General features: G+C 51.4%; 19 protein-coding genes and 1 riboswitch. Of the genes, 6 read left to right on the top strand and 13 right to left on the bottom strand.

The genetic code is table 11. The annotated features are described in order from the left end of the window. Positions 1-124: 124 nt before the first annotated feature. A complete protein-coding gene (gene murI, locus ACJHWT_RS13370; protein ID WP_001696387.1) occupies positions 125-982 on the bottom strand; it encodes a glutamate racemase in 858 nt (285 codons plus the stop codon). Next, positions 927-2771 (bottom strand): TonB-dependent vitamin B12 receptor BtuB, encoded by a 1845-nt coding sequence (gene btuB / locus ACJHWT_RS13375; RefSeq protein WP_001318168.1) that lies wholly within the window; start codon positions 2769-2771, stop codon positions 927-929. The genes murI and btuB overlap by 56 nt, the downstream gene beginning before the upstream one ends. 64 nt (positions 2772-2835) lie before the next feature. Continuing rightward, a riboswitch (cobalamin riboswitch) is annotated at positions 2836-3026 on the bottom strand. A 113-nt stretch (positions 3027-3139) separates the two neighbouring features. On the opposite strand from btuB, the gene trmA reads away from it, so the two are divergent. Continuing rightward, on the top strand, positions 3140-4240 hold the full coding sequence (trmA, locus tag ACJHWT_RS13380; RefSeq protein WP_001696384.1) for a tRNA (uridine(54)-C5)-methyltransferase TrmA: 1101 nt from the start codon (positions 3140-3142) through the stop codon (positions 4238-4240). A 39-nt stretch (positions 4241-4279) separates the two neighbouring features. Here the strand turns inward: trmA and ACJHWT_RS13385 are convergent, their stop codons facing one another. Beyond that, a complete protein-coding gene (locus tag ACJHWT_RS13385) occupies positions 4280-4639 on the bottom strand; it encodes a YijD family membrane protein (RefSeq protein ID WP_000806407.1) in 360 nt (119 codons plus the stop codon). Beyond that, positions 4639-5289, bottom strand: coding sequence for an HTH-type transcriptional repressor FabR (gene fabR / locus ACJHWT_RS13390; protein ID WP_001309117.1), 651 nt, complete (start codon positions 5287-5289; stop codon positions 4639-4641). The genes ACJHWT_RS13385 and fabR overlap by 1 nt, the downstream gene beginning before the upstream one ends. 331 nt (positions 5290-5620) lie before the next feature. Between fabR and sthA the strand changes: the two genes are divergently transcribed. After that, a complete protein-coding gene (gene sthA / locus ACJHWT_RS13395; protein ID WP_001120810.1) occupies positions 5621-7021 on the top strand; it encodes a Si-specific NAD(P)(+) transhydrogenase in 1401 nt (466 codons plus the stop codon). Here the strand turns inward: sthA and oxyR are convergent. The 6 genes from oxyR to argC form a co-directional block, all read right to left on the bottom strand. Further along, entirely contained in the window at positions 7004-7921 is a 918-nt protein-coding gene (gene oxyR, locus ACJHWT_RS13400) for a DNA-binding transcriptional regulator OxyR (protein WP_001025939.1), read from the bottom strand. The two genes, sthA and oxyR, sit on opposite strands and share 18 nt — an antisense overlap. Positions 7922-8172: 251 nt before the next feature. Continuing rightward, entirely contained in the window at positions 8173-9456 is a 1284-nt protein-coding gene (locus ACJHWT_RS13405; RefSeq protein ID WP_000382186.1) for an MFS transporter, read from the bottom strand. Positions 9457-9522: 66 nt separating this feature from the next. Next, the gene (manD, locus tag ACJHWT_RS13410) at positions 9523-10737 is read right to left on the bottom strand and encodes a D-mannonate dehydratase ManD (RefSeq protein ID WP_000690928.1); all 1215 of its coding nucleotides are present in this window, start codon (positions 10735-10737) and stop codon (positions 9523-9525) included. A 497-nt stretch (positions 10738-11234) separates the two neighbouring features. Continuing rightward, entirely contained in the window at positions 11235-12608 is a 1374-nt protein-coding gene (gene argH, locus ACJHWT_RS13415; protein ID WP_001230078.1) for an argininosuccinate lyase, read from the bottom strand. A gap of 60 nt (positions 12609-12668) precedes the next feature. After that, entirely contained in the window at positions 12669-13445 is a 777-nt protein-coding gene (gene argB, locus ACJHWT_RS13420) for an acetylglutamate kinase (protein ID WP_001302318.1), read from the bottom strand. A gap of 7 nt (positions 13446-13452) precedes the next feature. Continuing rightward, positions 13453-14457: an N-acetyl-gamma-glutamyl-phosphate reductase gene (gene argC, locus ACJHWT_RS13425; RefSeq protein ID WP_000935379.1), complete on the bottom strand. Its 1005-nt coding sequence runs from the start codon at positions 14455-14457 to the stop codon at positions 13453-13455. Positions 14458-14610: 153 nt separating this feature from the next. On the opposite strand from argC, the gene argE reads away from it, so the two are divergent. From argE to ACJHWT_RS13445, 4 genes are all read left to right on the top strand, one after another. Then, positions 14611-15762, top strand: coding sequence for an acetylornithine deacetylase (gene argE, locus ACJHWT_RS13430; RefSeq protein WP_001295506.1), 1152 nt, complete (start codon positions 14611-14613; stop codon positions 15760-15762). Between the two features lie 301 nt (positions 15763-16063). After that, positions 16064-18715, top strand: a complete 2652-nt coding sequence (gene ppc, locus ACJHWT_RS13435) for a phosphoenolpyruvate carboxylase (RefSeq protein WP_001005578.1) — start codon at positions 16064-16066, stop codon at positions 18713-18715. A 182-nt stretch (positions 18716-18897) separates the two neighbouring features. Next, positions 18898-20631 (top strand): phosphoethanolamine transferase CptA, encoded by a 1734-nt coding sequence (locus ACJHWT_RS13440; RefSeq protein ID WP_000556309.1) that lies wholly within the window; start codon positions 18898-18900, stop codon positions 20629-20631. Positions 20632-20855: 224 nt separating this feature from the next. Continuing rightward, entirely contained in the window at positions 20856-21707 is an 852-nt protein-coding gene (locus tag ACJHWT_RS13445; protein ID WP_000274617.1) for an AraC family transcriptional regulator, read from the top strand. Here the strand turns inward: ACJHWT_RS13445 and ACJHWT_RS13450 are convergent. From ACJHWT_RS13450 to ACJHWT_RS13460, 3 genes are read right to left on the bottom strand one after another with little or no spacing between them, the layout of a single operon-like run. Beyond that, positions 21694-22035: a PTS fructose-like transporter subunit IIB gene (locus tag ACJHWT_RS13450; RefSeq protein ID WP_000323849.1), complete on the bottom strand. Its 342-nt coding sequence runs from the start codon at positions 22033-22035 to the stop codon at positions 21694-21696. The two genes, ACJHWT_RS13445 and ACJHWT_RS13450, sit on opposite strands and share 14 nt — an antisense overlap. A 1-nt stretch (position 22036) precedes the next feature. Further along, positions 22037-22915 (bottom strand): [formate-C-acetyltransferase]-activating enzyme, encoded by an 879-nt coding sequence (locus ACJHWT_RS13455; protein WP_000204100.1) that lies wholly within the window; start codon positions 22913-22915, stop codon positions 22037-22039. Then, positions 22881-25178: a formate C-acetyltransferase gene (locus tag ACJHWT_RS13460; RefSeq protein ID WP_000184863.1), complete on the bottom strand. Its 2298-nt coding sequence runs from the start codon at positions 25176-25178 to the stop codon at positions 22881-22883. The genes ACJHWT_RS13455 and ACJHWT_RS13460 overlap by 35 nt, the downstream gene beginning before the upstream one ends. Between the last annotated feature and the right edge of the window lie 3 nt (positions 25179-25181).

Consider the following 25181-nt stretch of genomic DNA (forward strand, 5'->3'; position numbering starts at 1 on the left):
CCCCGCTAACCCGGCGGCGTGTTTGCCGTTGTTCCGTGTCAGTGGTGGCGCATTATAGGGAGTTATTCCGGCCTGACAAGAGGAAATTTAAAATAATTTTCTGACCGCGCAACATTCAACCAAATCAGTCTAAAACTGCCAGTTTTTCGAGCGTTTCGAAGCCGTAACGCTGTAAAACGGGCAATAATTGTTCAGCTTCTGGCGTCATTGCCATACAAAAGGCAATATTCGCATCGGCAGATTTTGCATCCGGGGCTTCATGTTCTAACAGCCAGGCCGTTCGGCGAGCAATCGCTGCGCCAGAATCCACCAGCCGGGTTCCCTCTGGCAGCACCTGTAACAGTTCTTCTTGTAGTAGAGGGAAATGGGTACACCCCAGTACAACGGTATCTGGCGGCTCTTTCATTCTTAACCACGGACGCAAGATACGTTTTAGCGCATCCAGAGAAACATCTTCGCCATGCAGCTTCGCTTCAGCCAACTCGACCATCTCTGCCGAGCCCAGCATTTCTATCTGGCATTCATTAGCGAAACGCGCGATCAGCTCATGAGTATAAGAACGTTTAACAGTTCCGCGGGTTGCCAGTAATCCGACAATGCCATTTGCCGTCAGACGTGCAGCAGGTTTAATCGCCGGCACGACACCAACAACCGGGAAGTCGAACTTTTCGCGTAATGCAGGAAGTGAAACGGTACTGGCGGTGTTGCAAGCGACCACAGCCAGCGCAAGGGGATAACGTTCTTGCACTGCGGTGACAATTGCCACCACTCGCTCAACAATAAACTCTTCGCTTTTTTCGCCATACGGGAAAGCGACGTTATCGAAAGCATAAATGTAATGGAGATCCGGTAAGAGATGCCGGATCTCGTCATAGACCGACAACCCACCGACGCCGGAGTCAAACACCAGCACGGTGGGACGTGGTTCAGAAGGTGTAGCTGCCAGACAAGGTGTATTCCCGTCCTGCAGTTTGGTAGCCATAGACTGTCTCATAATCTTTGTCGAACAGGTTGGCTATTTTACCACGAACTGTCAGATGAGAGGTGACCGGATACGCAACCGCAAGATCCCACAAGCTCACACCGCCCATTTTGACTGACTTATAGGGCCAGGATGAGTAATCCGAATCGTATCGCGATCCCAGATATTGATAAGTTACACCCCAGTCAAAATCGAACACTTGCCAGTCGAGCTGATACTTTACTTGCTGTTTAGGACGACGTTCTAACGGTTTGTCAGTTAAGGCATTTCTGGCATCCGTATAATCGTAGCTAACGGTATGCACCAGCGGTCCAGTCTCGAAGTTTGCTGTAGATTCAATACCCTTAATATGCACCTTTGCGTCGTTATAATATCTTTCGCAGTTTTGGGTACAATTAATCATATCACTGATATCATTACGGTATCCTGAAATTCGCCAGTTCACTCCTGCTGTTAAGCCTTCAAACGCCCCTTCCCACTGTTTGCTTTTTTCTGGATCGAGATTCGGATTACCTTTGTAACCATATAACTGACCGAGATTTGGCGCTTTAAATGCAGTTCCATAGGAAGCGATAAAGCGATAGCCTTCAATAAACTCCCATCCCACACTGGATTGCCATGTTGTGTGGCGATCAAATTGCGAGTTGTCGTCATTACGCACCGCGCCTTCTAACGTAAAATCGCCAACTTTTTGTAATCCAGTCAGATAAATCCCCGTGTTACGCTGATCGTAACCTTTTGGCAAATATCCAGTTCCAGGAGTAGTGGATTGTTTTTGCCAGTCGATACCAGCTCCAACATCACCGTGACCGACTGTGACGCTATTTGTCCACTGGAGATTGTATTGTTTCATCTCATCCAGGTTAGCTGATGCGTCATAGCGTCCATAATGTGGATCGTAGTTGTAATCTTTACTATGGCTATAACTGGAAACAAGTTGAGATTGCAGTGTTTCGCCAGCGTAGCGAAGACCCGCATCCCAGCTTTGACTATAAAGTTTTCGTGTATCAATCAGCGGAGAACCAGGAGAGTACCAGGCGTCATATTTAGTTCGGTTATCATAGCCGTAGCCACGAACAAATCCGCTCCACGTATCAGAGAAGTTATGTTCAAGTTTGCCGTAGAGTGTTTTACTTAAAAAACCGTCTCTGTCTGACTGTGGCTGCATCCCAGTGTTGCCATAGGCAACGACATCAAATCCCCTGGTATAGGCATAATCACCAAGAAGTGTTACTTGAGTATTTTCACCAATTTGTTGCTGAGTGGAAATATCGTAATTTTGATAACTATTACTTCCCCATCCGGCTGAAATTTCAGTGCCAGTATTCTCACGGGAGGTAATAATATTTATCACACCGCCAATGGCATCTGAGCCATAAATCGCTGAACGTGGCCCACGGATATATTCGATACGCTGCACCAAAGCGATCGGAAACTGGCTCAGGTCAGCCGATCCGCTAACACCTGCTAAATTCAGACGTACACCATCAATTAAAACCAGTGCATGGTTAGAGTTCGTGCCTCGAATAAAAATAGTTGAGAGCTGACCTTCTCCTCCATTTTGTGCAATTGCCACACCAGGCAAACGGCGGAGAACATCATTTACAGAGGAAACTTGCCATCGTTCAATATCCTCACGTGTCACGACAGTGACAGGAGCAAGCACGGCACTTAATGGTTCCTGAAAACGGTTAGCAGTAACAACGAGAGTATCCGGGCTGGTATCCTGTGCCCAAGCAGAAAAGGCTGTGACAGAACACGCCGTCAGCAGCGAAGCTTTTTTAATCATTGTAAAGCATCCACAATAGAAGAAGGATGCCGCAGGTTTCATCAATATTACGCGATGATGAGAACCAGATGCGACGTTAGCCGGCAGGTCTTCGGGCTTGGAGGGGTATCTAAGATACTAAGAGATGATGACTTCCCACCGGATGGCAGTGTCCGCATAACGCAATCATCGCACCTTTCCTTACCGCTGCGCGTCAGCTCCAGATTCGCACTGGATTCCCTATTAACTCACAGGACCGGCAAGTGGATGCTACAGGTTGTAACAAGTTACTGTCCAGACGTAGCTCACAAATAGGAATTCATCAAGATCTGGACATCTGATGAGCAATCCCTACAATCGCCGCGTACTTTAATTTTTCAGGATACATCATGACCCCCGAACACCTTCCAACAGAACAGTATGAAGCGCAGTTAGCCGAAAAAGTGGTACGTTTGCAAAGTATGATGGCACCGTTTTCTGACCTGGTTCCGGAAGTGTTTCGCTCGCCGGTCAGTCATTATCGGATGCGTGCGGAGTTCCGCATCTGGCACGATGGCGATGACCTGTACCACATCATTTTCGATCAACAAACCAAAAGTCGTATCCGTGTGGATAGCTTCCCCGCCGCCAGTGAACTTATCAACCAGTTGATGACGGCGATGATTGCGGGTGTGCGTAATAATCCCATTCTGCGCCACAAGTTGTTCCAGATTGATTACCTCACTACGCTAAGCAATCAAGCGGTTGTTTCCTTGCTGTACCATAAAAAGCTGGATGATGAGTGGCGTCAGCAGGCGGAAGCCCTGCGCGATGCACTGCGCGCGCAGAATCTGAATGTGCATCTGATTGGTCGGGCAACGAAAACCAAAATCGAGCTGGACCAGGATTACATCGATGAACGTCTGCCGGTCGCAGGGAAAGAGATGATCTACCGTCAGGTAGAAAACAGCTTTACCCAGCCGAACGCGGCGATGAATATTCAGATGCTGGAATGGGCGCTGGACGTAACCAAAGGCTCAAAAGGCGATTTGCTGGAGCTGTACTGCGGCAACGGTAACTTTTCATTAGCACTGGCGCGCAATTTTGATCGGGTATTAGCCACCGAAATCGCTAAGCCGTCGGTCGCTGCCGCGCAATACAACATTGCCGCTAACCATATTGATAACGTACAAATTATTCGTATGGCGGCAGAAGAATTTACTCAGGCGATGAATGGCGTACGCGAGTTTAACCGCCTGCAAGGAATCGACTTAAAGAGTTATCAGTGCGAAACCATTTTTGTCGACCCACCGCGCAGCGGTCTGGACAGTGAAACCGAGAAAATGGTGCAGGCGTATCCACGTATTCTGTATATCTCCTGCAATCCGGAAACGTTATGCAAGAATCTGGAAACATTAAGCCAGACGCACAAGGTCGAACGTCTGGCTCTGTTTGATCAGTTCCCCTACACGCACCATATGGAGTGCGGCGTATTACTGACCGCGAAGTAAAACCCATGCCGGATGCACCAGCATCCGGCATGATACCGATTACTCAGCAACTTCCTGCTTACGGTTACGCATCTTCGCGCCAATCCAGAACACCATAATGACGGAGAGTACTGCCGGGAAGAAGTTAGAGCCGATATCCGGATATTCCGCACGAACTACCGTGCTGTACAGCAGTACGCCGAGAATAAAACAGGCAGCTGCCAGACCCGGCAAGCCTACCGGCATGGTGCGATTAAGATAACGTTGATGCAGGCAGTAAACCGTCAGCAACAGGGAAATAATCGGGAATACAGAAAATGGCACAATGGAGCTAAACAGCGCTGCGAAAGTACCATTAATCGATAAGCCAGCAACCAACGCCAGCAGCAGCGTACCTCTATCTTGATTTGCTTGTTTCATTACTCGTCCTTCACATTTCCCGGAATAATTGCGGTTTTCTCTTGTTCACGGCGATACCAGTAATAAGCCCCTTTAGAAATCATTCGCAGTTGCAGTACCAGTCGCTCTTCTAATTGCCGACGTTGTTCGACGCCGACATCCAACGCCTCGGCCCCCGCACTGAAGACAATCGTCACCATTGCTTCGGCTTGCGCTTCAGTAAACGCACGCGGCATATGGTTTTCGAGTTCCAGATAGTCCGCAAGTTCCGCAATGAAGTGCTGAATTTCACGCGCAACGGCGGCACGAAACGCAGCGGAGGTGCCGGAGCGTTCCCGCAATAATAACCGGAAGGCGTTAGGATTATTACCGATGAACTCCATAAATGTGGAGACCGAGGTGCGGATCACACTCCCGCCTTTGGCGATACGCTGACGCGCCTGACGCATGAGTTGGCGTAGCATTAAACCGCTCTCATCAACCATGGTCAGACCCAGTTCGTCTACGTCGCGGAAATGCCGATAAAAAGAGGTGGGAGCAATGCCCGCTTCACGCGCCACTTCACGCAAACTCAGGCTGGCGAAGCTGCGTTCAGCACTTAATTGGCTAAATGCGGCTTCCACCAGCGAACGGCGGGTTTTTTCTTTTTGTTGCGCTCTTACGCCCATCACGATGTCTGAATCCTTGCCAAAAGTACTGCTGGCACTATACCAGAGAATGAACATACTGGATTGCTCCAGTATTGTGAATGAACGGTAACGCAATAAAACATATTTACTGCAATTCTTTGGCCGGTTCTTTTACGTACAACGGAAACCTGCCGCTTAAACGGAGAGTATCGTCGATAAAAATCCAATAAAACGTTCAGGTCAAAAGTAAGAAACAGACAAAGCAAAGGCCGCTCACGATATAGCCAGATAAATGACGGGGATCAATTGGCTTACCCGCGATAAAATGTTATCATTCTGTTGCTTTTATGTATAAGAACAGGTAAGCCCTACCATGCCACATTCCTACGATTACGATGCCATAGTAATAGGTTCCGGCCCCGGCGGCGAAGGCGCTGCAATGGGCCTGGTTAAGCAAGGTGCGCGCGTCGCAGTTATCGAGCGTTATCAAAATGTTGGCGGCGGTTGCACCCACTGGGGCACCATCCCGTCGAAAGCTCTCCGTCACGCCGTCAGCCGCATTATAGAATTTAATCAAAACCCACTTTACAGCGACCATTCGCGACTGCTCCGCTCTTCTTTTGCCGATATCCTTAACCATGCCGATAACGTGATTAATCAACAAACGCGCATGCGTCAGGGATTTTACGAACGTAATCACTGTGAAATATTGCAGGGGAACGCTCGCTTTGTTGACGAGCACACGCTGGCGCTGGATTGCCCGGACGGCAGCGTCGAGACACTAACCGCTGAAAAATTTGTTATTGCTTGCGGCTCTCGTCCATATCATCCAACAGATGTTGATTTCACGCATCCACGCATTTACGACAGCGACTCAATTCTTAGCATGCACCACGAACCGCGCCATGTACTTATCTATGGTGCTGGAGTGATCGGCTGTGAATATGCGTCGATCTTCCGCGGTATGGATGTAAAAGTGGATCTGATCAACACCCGCGATCGCCTGCTGGCATTTCTCGATCAAGAGATGTCAGATTCTCTCTCCTATCACTTCTGGAACAGTGGCGTAGTGATTCGTCACAACGAAGAGTACGAGAAGATCGAAGGCTGTGACGACGGTGTGATCATGCATTTGAAGTCGGGTAAAAAACTGAAAGCTGACTGCCTGCTCTATGCCAACGGTCGCACCGGTAATACCGATTCGCTGGCGTTACAGAACATTGGGCTGGAAACTGACAGCCGCGGACAGCTGAAGGTCAACAGCATGTATCAGACCGCACAGCCGCACGTTTACGCGGTGGGCGACGTGATTGGTTATCCGAGCCTGGCGTCGGCGGCCTATGACCAGGGGCGCATTGCCGCGCAGGCGCTGGTGAAAGGTGAAGCCACCGCACATCTGATTGAAGATATCCCTACCGGTATTTACACCATCCCGGAAATCAGCTCTGTGGGCAAAACCGAACAGCAGCTGACCGCGATGAAAGTGCCATATGAAGTGGGCCGCGCCCAGTTTAAACATCTGGCACGTGCACAAATCGTCGGCATGAACGTGGGCACGCTGAAAATTTTGTTCCATCGGGAAACAAAAGAGATTCTGGGTATTCACTGCTTTGGCGAGCGCGCTGCCGAAATTATTCATATCGGTCAGGCGATTATGGAACAGAAAGGTGGCGGCAACACTATTGAGTACTTCGTCAACACCACCTTTAACTACCCGACGATGGCGGAAGCCTATCGGGTAGCTGCGCTAAATGGCTTAAACCGCCTGTTTTAACACTTTATCGAAATGGCCATCCATTCTTGCGCGGATGGCCTCTGCCAGCTGCTCATAGCGGCTGCGCAGCGGTGAGCCAGGACGATAAACCAGACCAATGGTACGGCGTGGTTCCGGCTTAATACACGGCAAATAAACAACCCCATCGCGTTTGCGCTCCGGCGGCACAGCCAGCGCAGGCAGTAAAGTGATCCCGCTACCTGCCGCCACCATGTTGCGCAGAGTTTCCAGGCTGGTCGCGCGGAAGTGTGTATCTTCATCCGCCCCGGCTTCAAAACAGAAACCCATTGCCTGATCGCGCAAACAGTGACCGTCTTCCAGCATCAGCAGTTTTTCCCCTGCCAGATCGGCCATCGGTACGCATTCGCGGTTCGCCCACGGATGGTCTTCATAGATAGCCAGCAACATTGGCTCATCAAACAACGGCACTTCAATGAATGCTTCGCTCTCTTTCACCAGCGCGAGGATCACGCAATCGAGTTTGCCGCTGTCCAGTTGCGCCAGTAACTGGTGGGTCTGTGCTTCATGCAGATACATTTCCAGCTTTGGAAAGGTCTGGTGCAGCATCGGGATAATATGCGGTAGCAGGTACGGTCCAACCGTGGGAATCAGACCAATATGCAGCGGTCCGGACATCGTCTCGCCCTGCTGGCTTGCCATCTCTTTAAGGACTTTCACCTCACGCAGCACGGTACGCGCCTGATCCACCAGCAGCATTCCCGCCTGGGTGAATAACACTTTACGGCTGGTCCGCTCCAGCAACATCACACCCAACTCATCTTCCAGCTTACGAATTTGCCCGCTAAGCGTCGGCTGGCTAACGTGGCAGGAATCTGCCGCACGCCGAAAATGGCGGTGTTCGGCCAATGCCACCAGGTACTCAAGATCACGAATATTCATTATCCATCCTCCATTGCCACGATAGTTCGCGGCGATAGGTAGCATAGCAACGAACGATTATCCCTATCAAGCATTCTGACTGATAATTGCTCACAGAAACGGAGCGGCACCTCTTTTAACCCTTGAAGTCACTGCCCGTTTCGAGAGTTTCTCAACTCGAATAACTAAAGCCAACGTGAACTTTTGCGGATCTCCAGGATCCGCTTTTTTTTATTCTACAGGCCCACAGCAAGAGAGCCTGATAGTAACGGTTACTCAATCCGATCTTTGACAATAAAGAAGTAACACAGCGCCCCGGTGAACGTCACACAGGCCGCGATAACCAGCGCCAGATTAAACGAGTGTGTGGTATCCACGACCCAACCGGTTACGATCGGAGCAAAGGAAGCAAAAACAAAACTGCCAAAGTTTTGAATCCCGGCGATGGAAGCCACTTTTGTTTCTGACACCATCACCTGCACCAGCCCCCATGCAGATGTTCCCGCGAAATGCACGCAGAACAGCGCCATTGAGATAAACGCTACCGCCTGGGCTGGCGAGGAAGATTGCACGACCAGCAACGTGCCTAATGCCGACATCATCAAACCGCAGACAATCGCCGTTTTACGCGTCTTCGCCAGGTCATAGCCTTTTTTCGCCAGCCGATCGACAACAATACCGTTAACCCACATCCCGACCGCCGCCGCGAGGAAAGGAATTGCCGCCACCCAACCGGTTTTCGCCAGACTGAAACCTTGTTCGGCCTGCAAATAACCGGGTAACCACGCGATGTAGAGCCAACCGGTATAATTGACGCCAGAGAAACCTAAAATCATCCCCCAGGTTGTCCGATGCTTAAACAGCGCCAGCCACTCGCTAAATTGTAACTGTGGACGCGGTTTAACCGGCGCGGAGAGATATGTCCGTTCTTCCTCGGTCAGGACAAACTGCGCCCGGTTGCGATACCACGCGTACCAACAGATCCCAACCAGAATCCCTGCTACGCCGATGATGACAAACATCGTCCGCCAGCCCCATGCCAGTTGCATCAATACAAGAGCAGGAGGCGCGATAGCCTGACCGATAACGGTAGATGAGTTAAAAATCCCCAGCGCCGTGCCGCGTTCTTTTTGCGCATACCAGTCGGTGATCGACTTTACTCCCGCAGGCATAAATGGCGCTTCGCCAATACCCAGACCGATACGCATTAAAATAAAGTGGCTAAAAGAATTAACCATTCCTGTTAATGCCTGCATTAATGACCAGAATATTAAGCCTGCGCCTAACACTATTCGTGGGCCAAAGCGGTCTAGCAAAATACCGGAAGGAAGTTGTGAAAAACCATAAGACAGAGAAAATGCAGAAAGCAAAACACCAAACTCGGTAGCGGATAATCCTAACTCGCCACGAATTGCTTCACCTGCCACGCTCAATGACGAACGGTCGAGAAAATTAACGATCCCCGCCATAAATAATAAAACCAGGGTCACTGTCTGAATACGACGAATCCGTTGCGGTTTATTACCCGCAACACTGGTTGACACATCAACGTCCATTTTTAGCTCCTTGAGCGGAATTAATCGATTTGATGAATATTCAGAAAATAATTAAGCGAACCGCTATTACCAGTTCCACAATGTGCCATCTTCCAGTCGTGCGACGGGGAGATACGCCGGGTCATACGGATATTTCGCCGCCAGTTTCTCATCGAAAGAAATACCCAGCCCCGGTTCATCGCCTGGGTGCATATAACCTTCATCGAAGCGCCAGCTATGCGGGAAGACTTCAAGCATTTGTTCGGAATAGCCCATGTACTCCTGAACGCCAAAGTTTGGCACCCAGAGGTCAAAATGCAGCGCCGCCGCATGGCAAACAGGCGATAAATCTGAAGGGCCATGCGAACCGGTACGTACCTGATAAAGCGATGCAAAATCGGCAATCCGTCGCATCCCGGTAATGCCGCCTGCATGGGTAATCGTCGTGCGAATATAGTCAATCAGCTGCTCTTCGATTAACTGCTTGCAGTCCCAGATACTGTTAAACACTTCACCGACCGCAATCGGCGTCACGGTATGCTGACGAATCAGACGAAAACATTCCTGATTCTCGGCAGGCGTCGGATCTTCCATCCAGAACAGGCGGTAATCTTCAATGCTCTTCCCAAAGCGCGCCGCTTCGATGGGGGTCAGGCGATGGTGCATGTCATGCAACAGATGTTCGTTAAAACCGAACTTATTACGCACCGCTTCAAATAACTTCGGCGTAAAATCGAGATACTTTTCTGAAGACCACAACTGCTCTTCTGGCCACAGGCCTTTGGTTGCTGGTTCATACGCCAGTCCTTTGCCCTTCGCCAGACCATAGGTGGTTTGCATACCCGGTACACCACACTGCACACGAATCGCCTTAAAGCCCATCTGCTGGTGCTTTGCATAGTCTTCAAGGACTTCATCAATCGTACGCCCGGTGGTGTGGCAATAAACCATAACGCCTTCACGAGAAGCACCACCAAGCAGTTGATACAATGGCATATTTGCCGCTTTTGCTTTGATATCCCACAACGCCATATCAATGGCAGAAATGGCTGACATCGTGACGGGGCCACGTCGCCAGTAAGCACCTTTATAAAAGAATTGCCAGATATCTTCGATACGGCTGGCATCGCGGCCAATTAGTTGTGGACAAAGATGATCTTTCAGATAAGAAGCGACCGACAATTCGCGACCATTTAACGTGGCATCTCCTAATCCACAAAGTCCGCTTGCAGTGGTTATTTTAAGCGTAACGAAATTACGCCCTGGGCAAGTAACAAAAACATCTGCAGCAATAATTTTCATTATTGCAATCTCCTGTGTTGTAAATAGACGTTTCAAACTTAATTTTGCGACTACTACCATACAAGAGAGAAAGAGCGATTATTCAACCATGATCACATTAAAAATAAAAATTTCTACCGAGGAGAAAAAACACCCTCAAAAACCACCTGAATAATTAGCTATCATCGTTAAAACAACACGTTAAATAATCACATAACAAACTCCATTAATCATTAAAAATGAACACAGCAATAGAAATGAATTATATTCAATTAATTAAAGTATGTATTGGCTGATGTATTGAAAATATAATTTTTATGGGGAGAGTGAAGGTAAAGAAGACGCAAGAATAAAAAGGAATGTGACAAATAATGGTTCTGGTTGGGCGTTAAATTTAAGGTCACCAGAATACTGACAAATTTCTGCCTGATGCGGCGTAAACGCCTTATCCGCCTACGAAGTGTCGCACTTTGTAGGCGTGGTAAGCTCCCCATTTTCAGGGGAGCAATATAAACAAACTACTCTAACCGAGCTTGCGCAAAAGCAATCGCCTGCGCCACCTGCTGCGGTGAGACGCCGCCTTTTGCAGCACGCTTGTCGAGGCACGATTGCAGCGACAGAATCGGATAGACATCTTCGCCAATCACCTGGCTGAATTTCTGCAACTCACTGAGCGGCAGATCTTCCAACGCTTTGCCCTGACGAATGGCTTCCACCACAGCTTCACCCACAATATGGTGCGCCTCGCGGAACGGTACGCCTTTCGCCACCAGATAATCCGCCAGTTCAGTAGCGTTGGCGTAACCCTGCTGCGCCGCTTCCTGGCAACGCGGACGTTTCACCTGAATGCCGTCCAGCACCAGCGCCGCCATATGCAGGCAGTCCAGCCAGGTATCGAGCGCGTCGAACAGACCTTCTTTGTCTTCCTGCATATCTTTGTTGTAAGCCAGCGGCAAACCTTTCAGCGTCATCATCATGCCGGTTAACGCCCCCTGCACCCGACCGCATTTACCGCGAATCAGCTCCAGCGCATCCGGGTTTTTCTTCTGCGGCATTAATGATGAACCGGAAGTCACACGGTCAGAAAGCTCCACAAACCCCGCTTCGCCGGTGTTAAAGAAAATCAGATCTTCAGCAAAACGCGACAGATGCACCATGCCGATAGCGGCAGCAGAAAGCAGTTCCAACACATGGTCACGGTCAGAAACGCTGTCGAGACTGTTACGGGTCGCCGAAGCAAAGCCCAGCCAGCCTGCTAACTGTTCACGGTCGATTTCATAGGCCGTTCCTGCCAGTGCGCCACAGCCTAGCGGGCTGACATCCAGACGCTTAAGCGCGTCCTGCAAACGGCTTTCATCACGCGCCAGCATCTCAACGTAGGCCAGGCACCAGTGAGCGAACGTCACCGGCTGGGCGCGTTGCAGGTGAGTGTAACCCGGCATCACCGCGTCCTGATTGTTCTGCGCGGTCTCGACCAGAGCGGATTGTAACTGCCGGTTAGCCGTCAGCAACTCGCTAACGGTATCTTTGCACCACAGTTTCAGGTCAGTTGCTACCTGATCATTACGGCTACGCCCGGTATGCAGTTTTTTGCCTAACTGACCCACTTTGTCGATCAGTTTGCCTTCCACCCAGCTATGGATATCTTCGGCGTCGCTTTCAAGGATTTGTTGTGGCCTGGCGCGAACATCTTCCAGCAGCACGTTCAGCGCCTCTTCCAGTTGCGCCTGCTCTTCTGCGGTTAACACGCCGACCGTTACCAGGGCTTTGGACCAGGCCACAGAGCCAACAATATCCTGCTCCGCCAGACGGTAATCAAAGCGCAGTGAGTCGTTGAATTGTTTGAACCGTTGATCTGCTGCCTGGGTAAAACGCCCGCCCCAAAGTGCCATAACTCTGTTTCCTTATTTTGAAATTCAATGCCGGAAAGCTGCGCCTCCGGCCAACAAAACTTAAGCTAAAATCCGCGTACCCATCGGCATACCGTTAAACAGTGCCGGAAGCTGTTCCGCATGACGCCAGGAGGCGATATCTACCGGACGGCCCAACGTGCGCGCAGCATCCAGCGCCGCGTTCACTTTCACAATCATGCCGTCAGTAATAATGCCCTGCTCAATCAGTTGTTCTGCTTTCGCGGCGGTCATTTCGGCAATACGTTGCCCTTTGCCGTCGAGAATGCCGCTGACGTCAGAGAGCAAAATCAGATCCGCGCCCAGCGTTGCCGCCAGCGCCGTCGCCGCCTGGTCGGCATTGACATTCATCAGTTGCCCTTCGTCTGTTACGCCAATGGAGCTGACCACCGGCAGATAACCGTTCTCCAGCAAACTGTTGATAAGCTTAGGCGAACCTGGCTGCGCCAGTCCAACATGGCCTAACTCTTCATCAAGCTGGGTCACTTTGACGCTGTCGCCGTCACCGAGAAACAAACCTACGGCCGCAATCTGATGTTTCTTCGCCCATGCCAGCAGGGTTTTATTTGCCGTTCCCGCCAGTGCTCCGGTGATAATGTCTATCTGATCCGCAGGCGTCACCCGCAGGCCATTTTTCTTTTTCACCGGCAGATTCAGCCCTTTCATCAGCTCATCCACCACGCAACCGCCGCCGTGCACAATCACCAGCGGACGCTGATGTGACTCGCGATAATTCACCAGTGCGCTAAACAGACGTTCCAGCGCCTCTTCACTATCCAGCAGTACGCCACCCAGTTTGATAATTAATGGATTCATCATTGCACCCTTAAATAAGAGACTGCGTTTCCGCATAGCCGAAACGAATATTGGCGCACTGCACCGCTTGTGCCGCCGCGCCTTTCAGTAAGTTGTCTTCGGTCGCCACAATAATCAGATGCTCGCCCTGAACGGCAAAACCGATATCGCAGAATGGCAGTCCAACGACATTTTTCAGCGCCGGAACGCCTTTGTCATACAGCCGCACCAGTGGTTTATGGGCATACGCCTGCTGTAACGCTTGCGCCACTTGCACCTGGCTCACACCCGGTTTCAGGCGGCAGGTAATGGTTTCGAGAATGCCGCGCGGGAAATTGCCCAGATGCGGGGTGAAGATAACGTCAGCACCGAGGTGTGTGGCGATCTCTGGTTGATGGCGATGGGTAAAGACGCCATACGGTTGCAGGCTAACTTCACAAAAACTATTTGAAATCGCTGCCTTACGTCCTGCACCGCTCACGCCGCTGGTGGCGTTGATCACCGGCCACTGATTGAGGTCAAGAAGATCGGCATCAATCAACGGTTTCAGCGCCAGCTGTGCTGCCGTCGGATAACAGCCTGGCACGGCAATCAAGTTCGCTTCTTTTAATTTATTACCGCACCACTCCGCCAGACCGTAGGCTGCCTGTTCCAGCAGTTCCGGGTATTGATGGGTAAAGCCGTAATATTTTTCATAGAAGGCGACATCGTTAACACGAAACGCGCCGGAAAGGTCGAACACCACACAGCCTGCTTCAAGAAATTGCGGCGCTAAATCGTGGCTGACTTCATGGGCGGTGGCGAGAAACACCACGTCCACCCCTGGGCTAAACTCGCTGATATCCGACATCGGCTGCAACGGCAGATCAACGATGCCTTTTAGCTGCGGATGCAAATCGGAGATTAACTTTCCCGCATCATTGCTTTGCGCTGAAACAGTCAAAGCGGTTATGTTCATATGCGGATGGCGATTTACATAGGTCACTAGCTCTGCGCCAGCGTAGCCGCTGGCACCCACAATCAGCGTATTCAACATCGGGGCTATTCACCTTCTTATGTCTGGTTGCCAGGTTAAACGTAAAACATTCACCTTACGGCTGGTGGGTTTTATTACGCTCAACGTTAGTGTATTTTTATTCATAAATACTGCATGAATATTGATACTATCATGACCAGAGGTGTGTCAACAATGAAAAACAAATTACCGCCATTTATCGAGATTTACCGTGCTCTGATTGCCACACCTTCAATAAGCGCCACGGAAGAGGCACTCGATCAAAGCAATGCAGATTTAATCACTCTGCTGGCGGACTGGTTTAAGGATTTAGGCTTCAATGTGGAAGTACAGCCTGTGCCAGGAACTCGCAACAAATTTAATATGCTGGCCAGTTGCGGACAGGGGGCTGGCGGTTTGTTGCTGGCGGGGCATACCGATACGGTGCCATTTGATGACGGACGCTGGACGCGCGATCCATTTACGTTGACGGAGCATGACGGCAAGCTTTACGGCTTAGGCACCGCCGACATGAAAGGCTTTTTTGCGTTTATCCTTGATGCGCTACGCGATGTCGACGTCACGAAACTGAAAAAACCGCTCTACATTCTGGCGACTGCCGATGAAGAAACCAGTATGGCCGGAGCGCGTTATTTTGCCGAAACTACCGCCCTGCGCCCGGATTGCGCCATCATTGGCGAACCGACGTCACTACAACCGGTACGCGCACATAAAGGTCATATCTCTAACGCCATCCGTATTCAGGGCCAGTCGGGGCACTCCAGCGATCCAGCACGCGGAGTTAACGCTATCGAACTAATGCACGACGCCATCGGGCATATTTTGCAATTGCGCGATAACCTGAAAGAACGTTATCACTACGAAGCGTTTACCGTGCCATACCCCACGCTCAACCTCGGGCATATTCACGGTGGCGACGCTTCTAACCGTATTTGTGCTTGCTGTGAGTTGCATATGGATATTCGTCCGCTGCCGGGCATGACACTCAATGAACTTAATGGCCTACTCAACGATGCGCTGGCTCCGGTGAGCGAACGCTGGCCGGGTCGTCTGACGGTCGACGAGCTGCATCCGCCGATCCCTGGCTATGAATGCCCGCCAAATCATCAACTGGTTGAAGTAGTTGAGAAATTGCTCGGAGCAAAGACCGAAGTGGTGAATTACTGTACCGAAGCGCCGTTTATTCAAACGTTATGCCCGACGCTGGTTCTGGGGCCTGGCTCAATTAATCAGGCTCATCAGCCTGATGAATATCTGGAGACGCGGTTTATCAAGCCCACCCGTGAGCTGATAACCCAGGTGATTCACCATTTTTGCTGGCATTAAAACGTAGGCCAAACAATGTCGGATGCGATGCTTACGCATCTTATCCGACCTACACCTTTGGTGTTACTCGAGGCGATTTTTTAACATTCCCATAAGTTACGCTTATTTAAAGCGTCGTGAATTTAATGGCGTAAATTCCTGCTATTTATTCGTTTGCTGAAGCGATTTCGCAGCATTTGACGTCACCGCTTTTACGTGGCTTTATAAAAGACGACGAAAAGCAAAGCCCGAGCATATTCGCGCCAATGCGACGTGAAGGATACAGGGCTATCAAACGATAAGATGGGGTGTCTGGGGTAATATGAACGAACAATATTCCGCATTGCGTAGTAATGTCAGTATGCTCGGCAAAGTGCTGGGAGAAACCATCAAGGATGCGTTAGGAGAACACATTCTTGAACGCGTAGAAACTATCCGTAAGTTGTCCAAATCTTCACGCGCTGGCAATGATGCTAACCGCCAGGAGTTGCTCACCACCTTACAAAATTTGTCGAACGACGAGCTGCTGCCCGTTGCGCGTGCGTTTAGTCAGTTTCTGAACCTGGCCAACACCGCCGAGCAATACCACAGCATTTCGCCGAAAGGCGAAGCTGCCAGCAACCCGGAAGTGATCGCCCGCACCCTGCGTAAACTGAAAAACCAGCCGGAACTGAGCGAAGACACCATCAAAAAAGCAGTGGAATCGCTGTCGCTGGAACTGGTCCTCACGGCTCACCCAACCGAAATTACCCGTCGTACACTGATCCACAAAATGGTGGAAGTGAACGCCTGCTTAAAACAGCTCGATAACAAAGATATCGCCGACTACGAACATAACCAGCTGATGCGCCGCCTGCGCCAGTTGATCGCCCAGTCATGGCATACAGATGAAATCCGTAAGCTGCGTCCAAGCCCGGTAGATGAAGCCAAATGGGGCTTTGCCGTAGTAGAAAACAGCCTGTGGCAAGGCGTACCGAATTACCTGCGCGAACTGAACGAACAACTGGAAGAGAACCTCGGCTACAAACTGCCCGTCGAATTTGTTCCGGTACGTTTTACCTCGTGGATGGGCGGTGACCGCGACGGCAACCCGAACGTCACTGCCGATATCACCCGCCACGTCCTGCTACTCAGCCGCTGGAAAGCCACCGATTTGTTCCTGAAAGATATTCAGGTGCTGGTTTCTGAACTGTCGATGGTTGAAGCGACCCCTGAACTGCTGGCGCTGGTTGGCGAAGAAGGTGCCGCAGAGCCGTATCGCTATCTGATGAAAAACCTGCGCTCTCGCCTGATGGCGACACAGGCATGGCTGGAAGCGCGCCTGAAAGGCGAAGAACTGCCAAAACCAGAAGGCCTGCTGACACAAAACGAAGAACTGTGGGAACCGCTCTACGCTTGCTACCAGTCACTTCAGGCGTGTGGCATGGGTATTATCGCCAACGGCGATCTGCTCGACACCCTGCGCCGCGTGAAATGTTTCGGCGTACCGCTGGTCCGTATTGATATCCGTCAGGAGAGCACCCGCCATACCGAAGCGCTGGGCGAGCTGACCCGCTACCTCGGTATCGGCGACTACGAAAGCTGGTCAGAGGCCGACAAACAGGCGTTCCTGATCCGCGAACTGAACTCCAAACGTCCGCTTCTGCCGCGCAACTGGCAACCAAGCGCCGAAACGCGCGAAGTGCTCGATACCTGCCAGGTGATTGCCGAAGCGCCGCAAGGCTCCATTGCCGCCTACGTGATCTCGATGGCGAAAACGCCGTCCGACGTGCTGGCTGTCCACCTGCTGCTGAAAGAAGCGGGTATCGGGTTTGCGATGCCGGTTGCTCCGCTGTTTGAAACCCTCGATGACCTGAACAACGCCAACGATGTCATGACTCAGCTACTGAATATCGACTGGTATCGCGGCCTGATTCAGGGCAAACAGATGGTGATGATTGGCTATTCCGACTCAGCAAAAGATGCGGGCGTGATGGCAGCTTCCTGGGCGCAATATCAGGCACAGGATGCATTAATCAAAACCTGCGAAAAAGCGGGTATTGAGCTGACGTTGTTCCACGGTCGCGGCGGTTCCATTGGTCGCGGCGGCGCACCTGCTCATGCGGCGCTGCTGTCACAACCGCCAGGAAGCCTGAAAGGTGGCCTGCGCGTGACTGAACAGGGCGAGATGATCCGCTTTAAATATGGTCTGCCAGAAATCACCGTCAGCAGCCTGTCGCTGTACACCGGGGCGATTCTGGAAGCCAACCTGCTGCCACCACCTGAGCCGAAAGAGAGCTGGCGTCGCATTATGGATGAACTGTCAGTCATCTCCTGCGATCTCTACCGTGGCTACGTACGTGAAAACAAAGATTTTGTGCCTTACTTCCGCTCCGCTACGCCGGAACAAGAACTGGGCAAACTGCCGTTGGGTTCACGTCCGGCGAAACGTCGCCCAACCGGCGGCGTCGAGTCACTACGCGCCATTCCGTGGATCTTCGCCTGGACGCAAAACCGCCTGATGCTCCCCGCCTGGCTGGGTGCAGGTACGGCGCTGCAAAAAGTGGTCGAAGATGGCAAACAGAGCGAGCTGGAGGCTATGTGCCGCGATTGGCCATTCTTCTCGACGCGTCTCGGCATGCTGGAGATGGTCTTCGCCAAAGCAGACCTGTGGCTGGCGGAATACTATGATCAACGTCTGGTAGACAAAGCACTGTGGCCGTTAGGTAAAGAGTTACGCAATCTGCAAGAAGAAGACATCAAAGTGGTGCTGGCGATTGCCAACGATTCCCATCTGATGGCCGATCTGCCGTGGATTGCAGAGTCTATTCAGCTACGGAATATTTACACCGACCCGCTGAACGTATTGCAGGCCGAGTTGCTGCACCGCTCCCGCCAGGCAGAAAAAGAAGGCCATGAGCCGGATCCTCGCGTCGAGCAGGCGTTAATGGTCACTATTGCCGGGATTGCGGCAGGTATGCGTAATACCGGCTAATCTTCCTCTCCTGCAAACCCTCGTGCTTTTGCGCGAGGGTTTTCTGAAATACTTCTGTTCTAACACCCTCGTTTTCAATATATTTCTGTCTGCATTTTATTCAAATTCTGGATATCCCTTCAGATATCCTTAAGGAATTGTCGGTACATTCGGCGATATTTTTTTCAAGACAGGTTCTTACTATGCATTCCACAGAAGTCCAGGCTAAACCTCTTTTTAGCTGGAAAGCCCTGGGTTGGGCACTGCTCTACTTTTGGTTTTTCTCTACTCTGCTACAGGCCATTATTTACATCAGTGGTTATAGTGGCACTAACGGCATTCGCGACTCGCTGTTATTCAGTTCGCTGTGGTTGATCCCGGTATTCCTCTTTCCGAAGCGGATTAAAATTATTGCCGCAGTGATCGGCGTGGTGCTATGGGCGGCCTCTCTGGCAGCGTTGTGCTACTACGTCATCTACGGTCAGGAGTTCTCGCAGAGCGTTCTGTTTGTGATGTTTGAAACCAACACCAACGAAGCCAGCGAGTATTTAAGCCAGTATTTCAGCCTGAAGATTGTGCTTATCGCGCTGGCCTATACGGCGGTGGCAGTTTTGCTGTGGACGCGCCTGCGCCCGGTCTATATTCCAAAGCCGTGGCGTTATGTTGTCTCTTTTGCCCTACTTTATGGCTTGATTCTGCATCCGATCGCCATGAATACGTTTATCAAAAACAAGCCATTTGAGAAAACGTTGGATAACCTGGCATCGCGTATGGAGCCTGCCGCACCGTGGCAATTCCTGACCGGCTATTATCAGTATCGTCAGCAACTAAACTCGCTAACAAAGCTACTGAATGAAAATAATGCCTTGCCGCCGCTGGCGAATTTCAAAGATGAATCGGGTAACGAACCGCGCACTTTAGTGCTGGTGATTGGCGAGTCGACCCAGCGTGGCCGCATGAGTCTGTACGGTTATCCGCGTGAAACCACGCCGGAGCTGGATGCGCTGCATAAAACCGATCCGAATCTGACCGTGTTTAATAACGTGGTGACGTCTCGTCCGTACACCATTGAAATCCTGCAACAGGCGCTGACCTTTGCCAATGAAAAGAACCCGGATCTGTATCTGACGCAGCCGTCGCTGATGAACATGATGAAACAGGCGGGTTATAAAACCTTCTGGATCACCAACCAGCAGACGATGACCGCCCGCAATACCATGCTGACGGTATTTTCGCGCCAGACCGACAAGCAGTACTACATGAACCAGCAACGTACGCAGAGTGCGCGTGAATACGACACCAACGTGCTGAAGCCGTTCCAGGAAGTGCTGAATGACCCTGCGCCGAAGAAACTGATCATCGTTCATCTGCTGGGTACGCATATCAAATACAAATACCGCTACCCGGAAAATCAGGGCAAGTTTGATGGCAATACCGATCATGTTCCGCCGGGATTAAGCGCAGAAGAACTGGAGTCATATAACGATTATGACAACGCTAACTTGTATAACGATCACGTGGTTGCCAGCCTGATTAAAGACTTTAAAGCGACCGATCCGAACGGTTTCCTGGTTTATTTCTCTGACCACGGTGAAGAGGTTTACGACACGCCGCCGCACAAAACTCAGGGGCGTAATGAAGACAACCCGACGCGTCATATGTACACCATTCCGTTCCTGCTGTGGACGTCAGAAAAATGGCAAGCGACTCATCCGCGTGATTTCTCACAGGATGTTGATCGTAAATACAGCCTGGCGGAACTGATCCACACCTGGTCAGATTTAGCGGGCTTATCTTACGACGGTTACGATCCAACCCGTTCAGTGGTGAATCCGCAGTTCAAAGAAACTACCCGCTGGATTGGTAACCCGTACAAGAAAAACGCGCTGATCGATTACGACACTCTGCCGTATGGCGATCAGGTGGGTAATCAGTAATTATCAGCCAGATGTTATTTGCCGGATGCGACGCTTGAGCGTCTTATCCGGCCTACAGATCGCGGCGGTAGGCCGGATAAGGCGTTTACGCCGCATCCGGCAATACAAGTCGACTGAAACTGCCGCAATGTTTACATCTCACTCCCATCAGGCCACACTTTTCAGGTGGCCTTTTTTCATAATGCCAGTTACTGTTTTCCCGTCTACATACCTAAGGGAATAACATGTATCACGACGTCAGCTATCTGCTCTCCCGCCTGATCAACGGCCCGCTGTCCCTGCGCCAGATTTACTTTGCCAGCAGCAACGGCCCGGTACCCGATCTTGCGTATCAGGTCGATTTTCCACGGCTGGAAATTGTGCTGGAAGGTGAGTTTATTGATACCGGCGCTGGAGCAGCGTTAGTTCCCGGCGATGTGCTGTACGTCCCTGCTGGTGGCTGGAATTTTCCACAATGGCAAGCCCCCGCCACCACCTTTAGCGTGCTGTTTGGCAAACAGCAACTCGGCTTCAGCGTTGTGCAATGGGATGGCAAACAATATCAAAATCTGGCGAAGCAACACGTCGCCCGACGCGGCCCGCGCATTGGTTCTTTTCTGCTACAAACGCTCAATGAAATGCAAATGCAGTCGCAGGAGCAGCAAACGGCCAGACTTATCGTCGCCAGCCTGCTTAGCCACTGCCGCGATTTGCTCGGCAGCCAAATCCAGACCGCCTCACGCAGCCAGGCACTGTTCGAAGCTATTCGTGATTATATCGACGAACGCTATGCCTCCGCGCTTACCCGCGAATCTGTCGCACAGGCATTCTATATTTCGCCAAATTACCTCTCGCACCTGTTTCAAAAAACGGGGGCCATTGGTTTTAACGAATACCTGAATCACACGCGACTGGAGCACGCTAAGACGTTATTGAAAGGCTATGACCTGAAGGTAAAAGAAGTGGCGCACGCCTGCGGCTTTGTCGACAGCAACTACTTCTGCCGTCTGTTTCGTAAAAATACCGAACGCTCGCCGTCGGAATATCGTCGGCAGTACCACAGCCAACTGACAGAAAAACCGACTACTCCAGAATAAGATGGGTTTGCTGCGGCGCAGAAAGCACTTTGCGCACTGCGCTCATCACCCTCTGCGGCTCACGCAGGAAAGCGTAGATGCTGCATTGCACGTAGCGACAATGTTCAAATCGCTCAGCACCGGCAAGCTCGATATCCGTAATTAACAGCGCAACATCCGCCCGGCGGATATCCTCGTCCGCTAAACGATTCTCCGTTCCCAACGCGCCCTGAGTTTCAATGCTAACGCCCCACTTCTCTAACTGGCACAACTTTTCCAGCCGTTCCGCCGCCATATAAGTATGCGCCACGCCGCTTACGCAGGCGGTTACTGCCACCAGGTATGCCATTTTAACCTCCCACGGTAACCTGAAATCCGGCCCGTTCTGCCATTTCACGCATCGTTGCCACATCGGCTGACGACGGCGCAGCAACCTCTTTCATCGACCATGTTTTCCCCAGCAGGCGGTATTTCGGCTCGCCGTACTGATGAAACGGTAACAGATGGATCTGCCTGATATTCAGCGGGATCAGCACGTCCAGCGCCTGCTGCATATTCTCCCGGCTGAGCGTGAAACCAGGGATCAGCGGTAAACGCGGGATCACGTTGACACCCTCACTCACCAGCAAACGCAGATTCTCCAGCACGCGTTGCAGGTTCATCTTCACCACATCCCGCGCCTGAGCCGCATCCATAATTTTTAAATCGAACAACACTTCATCGCACAATTTCGCCAGCGGTAACAGCTTGCTGGCTGGCGCGTCTCCGGCAGTTTCGATGGCGCATGACACACCCCATAGCCGCAGTCGCTGTAAAAAACGGGTCGCAAACTCCGCCTGCATTAACACTTCGCCGCCAGAAAGCGTGACGCCACCGCCGGACGTGCGAAAGAAAATGTCATCTTTCATCACTTCCCGTTCCAGAGCGTCAAGACTGATATCGCGGCCAATCCGTTCAAATGCCCCGGAGGGGCATTCATCCGCATCACGCAAACATTTCGCGCAGTGCAGACATTTCGCCTCTCTGCGCACCGTCTGGATTTTGCCGGAGATCGACTCCGGATTAGCACACCATGGGCAAAGATGCGGACAGCCTTTAAAAAAGACCACCGTACGAATGCCCTCGCCGTCATTCAGTGAATAACGCTGAATGTTGAAAATGCGCGCCACATCATCGCGGCGCGTTTCCACAACGTTACAGCTGATGCGCTGTCCGGCGGATGATGTCATCCTGGATCTCCTTCGACAGTTCGACAAAGAAGGCGCTGTATCCGGCAACGCGCACCACCAGCCCGGCATAATCTTGTGGGCGCTGTTGCGCTTCCCGCAACGTGTCGGCGTTCACCACGTTAAACTGAATATGCTGCAACTTAAGCTGGGTAAACGCCCGTAAGAAGTCGGCCAGTTTGCGTAATCCCGCTTCACCTTCCAGGGTCGCCGGAGTGAATTTCACGTTCAGCAACGTACCGTTAGACAGCAGCGTATTATCGAGCTTACTGACTGATTTCAGTACCGCCGTTGGCCCTTGTGCATCCTGACCCAGCATGGGTGACAAGCCACCGTCTGCCAGTTGTTCCCCGGCAAAACGACCGTCTGGCGTCGCGCCAACCACCGATCCCAACGGGACGTGGGCAGAAACGGTATACGATCCCGGCGTGAAGTAGCCGCCGCGCGGGTTCTGGTATTTTTCCACTTCTTTGCAGTAGTGGCGTAACAGTTCGGCGCTAATGTTATCCACCTCGTCGATATCGTTACCGTATTTCTCGAAGCGGTTAATTAAGCGAGCGCGGACTTTTTCGCCTTCTGGCGTGGCGAAGTTGGCTTTTAATACCGACAGCAATTCGTCAAAACTTAAACGCTGTTGATCAAAAATCATCCCTTTCAACGCATGGAGAGAATCGCTCAGGTTGGCGATACCGATCCCCTGTACGCCGGAGAAGTTATAACGCGCGCCGCCATCGGTAATATCGCGACCTTTTTCCAGACAATCGCTGATAAAAGACGAGAGTAGCGGTACAGGAGCCCAGTCGCGATGGCCGATATCACAAATATTGCTGCCCTCAACCATCAGGGTGATGTAGTGGCTGATCTTGGCGCGGATCTGTTCCAGTAAACCTTCATAAGTCAGCGCAGCGTTGCCTTCATTTTCATGCAGGCAGATTTCCATCACTTTCAGCAGGTTAAACATCGCGATGTCATGCAAGCCGTAGGTTCTGCCGGGAATAGATAATTCCACACAGCCCACTACGGAATAGTCGCGCGCATCTTCCAGCGAAACGCCACGGTTGAGGAACGCTGGCACCACCACTTCATCGTTAAAGATTTGCGGAATACCGGTGCCGAGGCGAATGGTTTCTGCGGTTTTCATCAGGAACGGCGTGTCGATCAAGGCGTTAGTGCGCACGCCGAGGTTCGGTTGCGGTAATTGCACGCTTTGATAAGCGTCAAGGCAAAGGAACGAAAGCACGTTCACCGCGCTACGTCCGTTCTCGGTTAACCCGCCGAGCAGTGCGGTATAGCCGGTAGGGAAACCTGCGAAATAACGCGCGCTACTGGTGGAGCGCAACAGCACGATGTCGTTGCATTTCACCCATAAAGATTCGAGCAGTTCTTTCAGGAATGCCGGATCTTCGTCCTGGGTTAATGATGCCTGATAGAACGGCAACATATACTGGTCGAAGCGCCCCAACGATAGCGAACTGGCGTTGGATTCGTATTGCAGAATGATGTTCATGTACCAGAATAACTGGCACGCCTGCCAGAACGTCTGCGGCTTATGTTCGGCGTTATGGCGGGAGATCTCCGCAATGGTCAGCAGTTCTTCGCGACGCTGGCCATCAGTGCAGCTTGCCGCCATCGTTTCCGCCAGTTCGGCGTAACGCAAAATATGTTTCTGCGAGGCTTCCAGCAGTAACAGCGCTGCCTGATAAAAGTGATTCTCCGGCTGTTGCTGACAATGTTGCTGCATCTGTGCCACCAGCTCCCCCAGCCCGTGATTCAGCAGGCGCGGGTAATCAATAATAATGTGCCCCTGGCCTTTATCCGTCTGGTTGATGCTGAAAATCTGCGTGCTGGTCGCGGCTTTTACTTCATCCGTCATCTGCCCGTTGATGAAATCTTTCATCGAACGTTTTTCCCAGTACGGGAACAACTCTTCGCGGTAGATACGTTTATCTTCTTCGCTGATAGCAAAGCGGTCCTGCGGACGCGTCGGGAATTGATCCAGCTCTTTCAGCAGCCAGTAAGGGTCCATTTCCGGCGACATAATCCCGGCGCGCGGTTTTACGGTGCGGTTACCGGCAATCAGTTCTTCATCACGAATCGAAATTTCAACGTGTTCAAGGATATACGCTGTTGCTTTCGCCCGACGCATTATCACCGGCTCCCCTTCGGTTTGCCGATGGCTGGCGGTATAAAGCAACGCCCGCTCCAGCGAGATTTCACGGGTATTGGCAAACAGTGCAGTTTTGAGGCGAGAGATACGATTCGTCATGAG

It is taken from the genome of Escherichia sp. WS338 (assembly GCF_046486405.1).
Taxonomy (GTDB): Bacteria; Pseudomonadota; Gammaproteobacteria; order Enterobacterales; family Enterobacteriaceae; genus Escherichia; species Escherichia coli.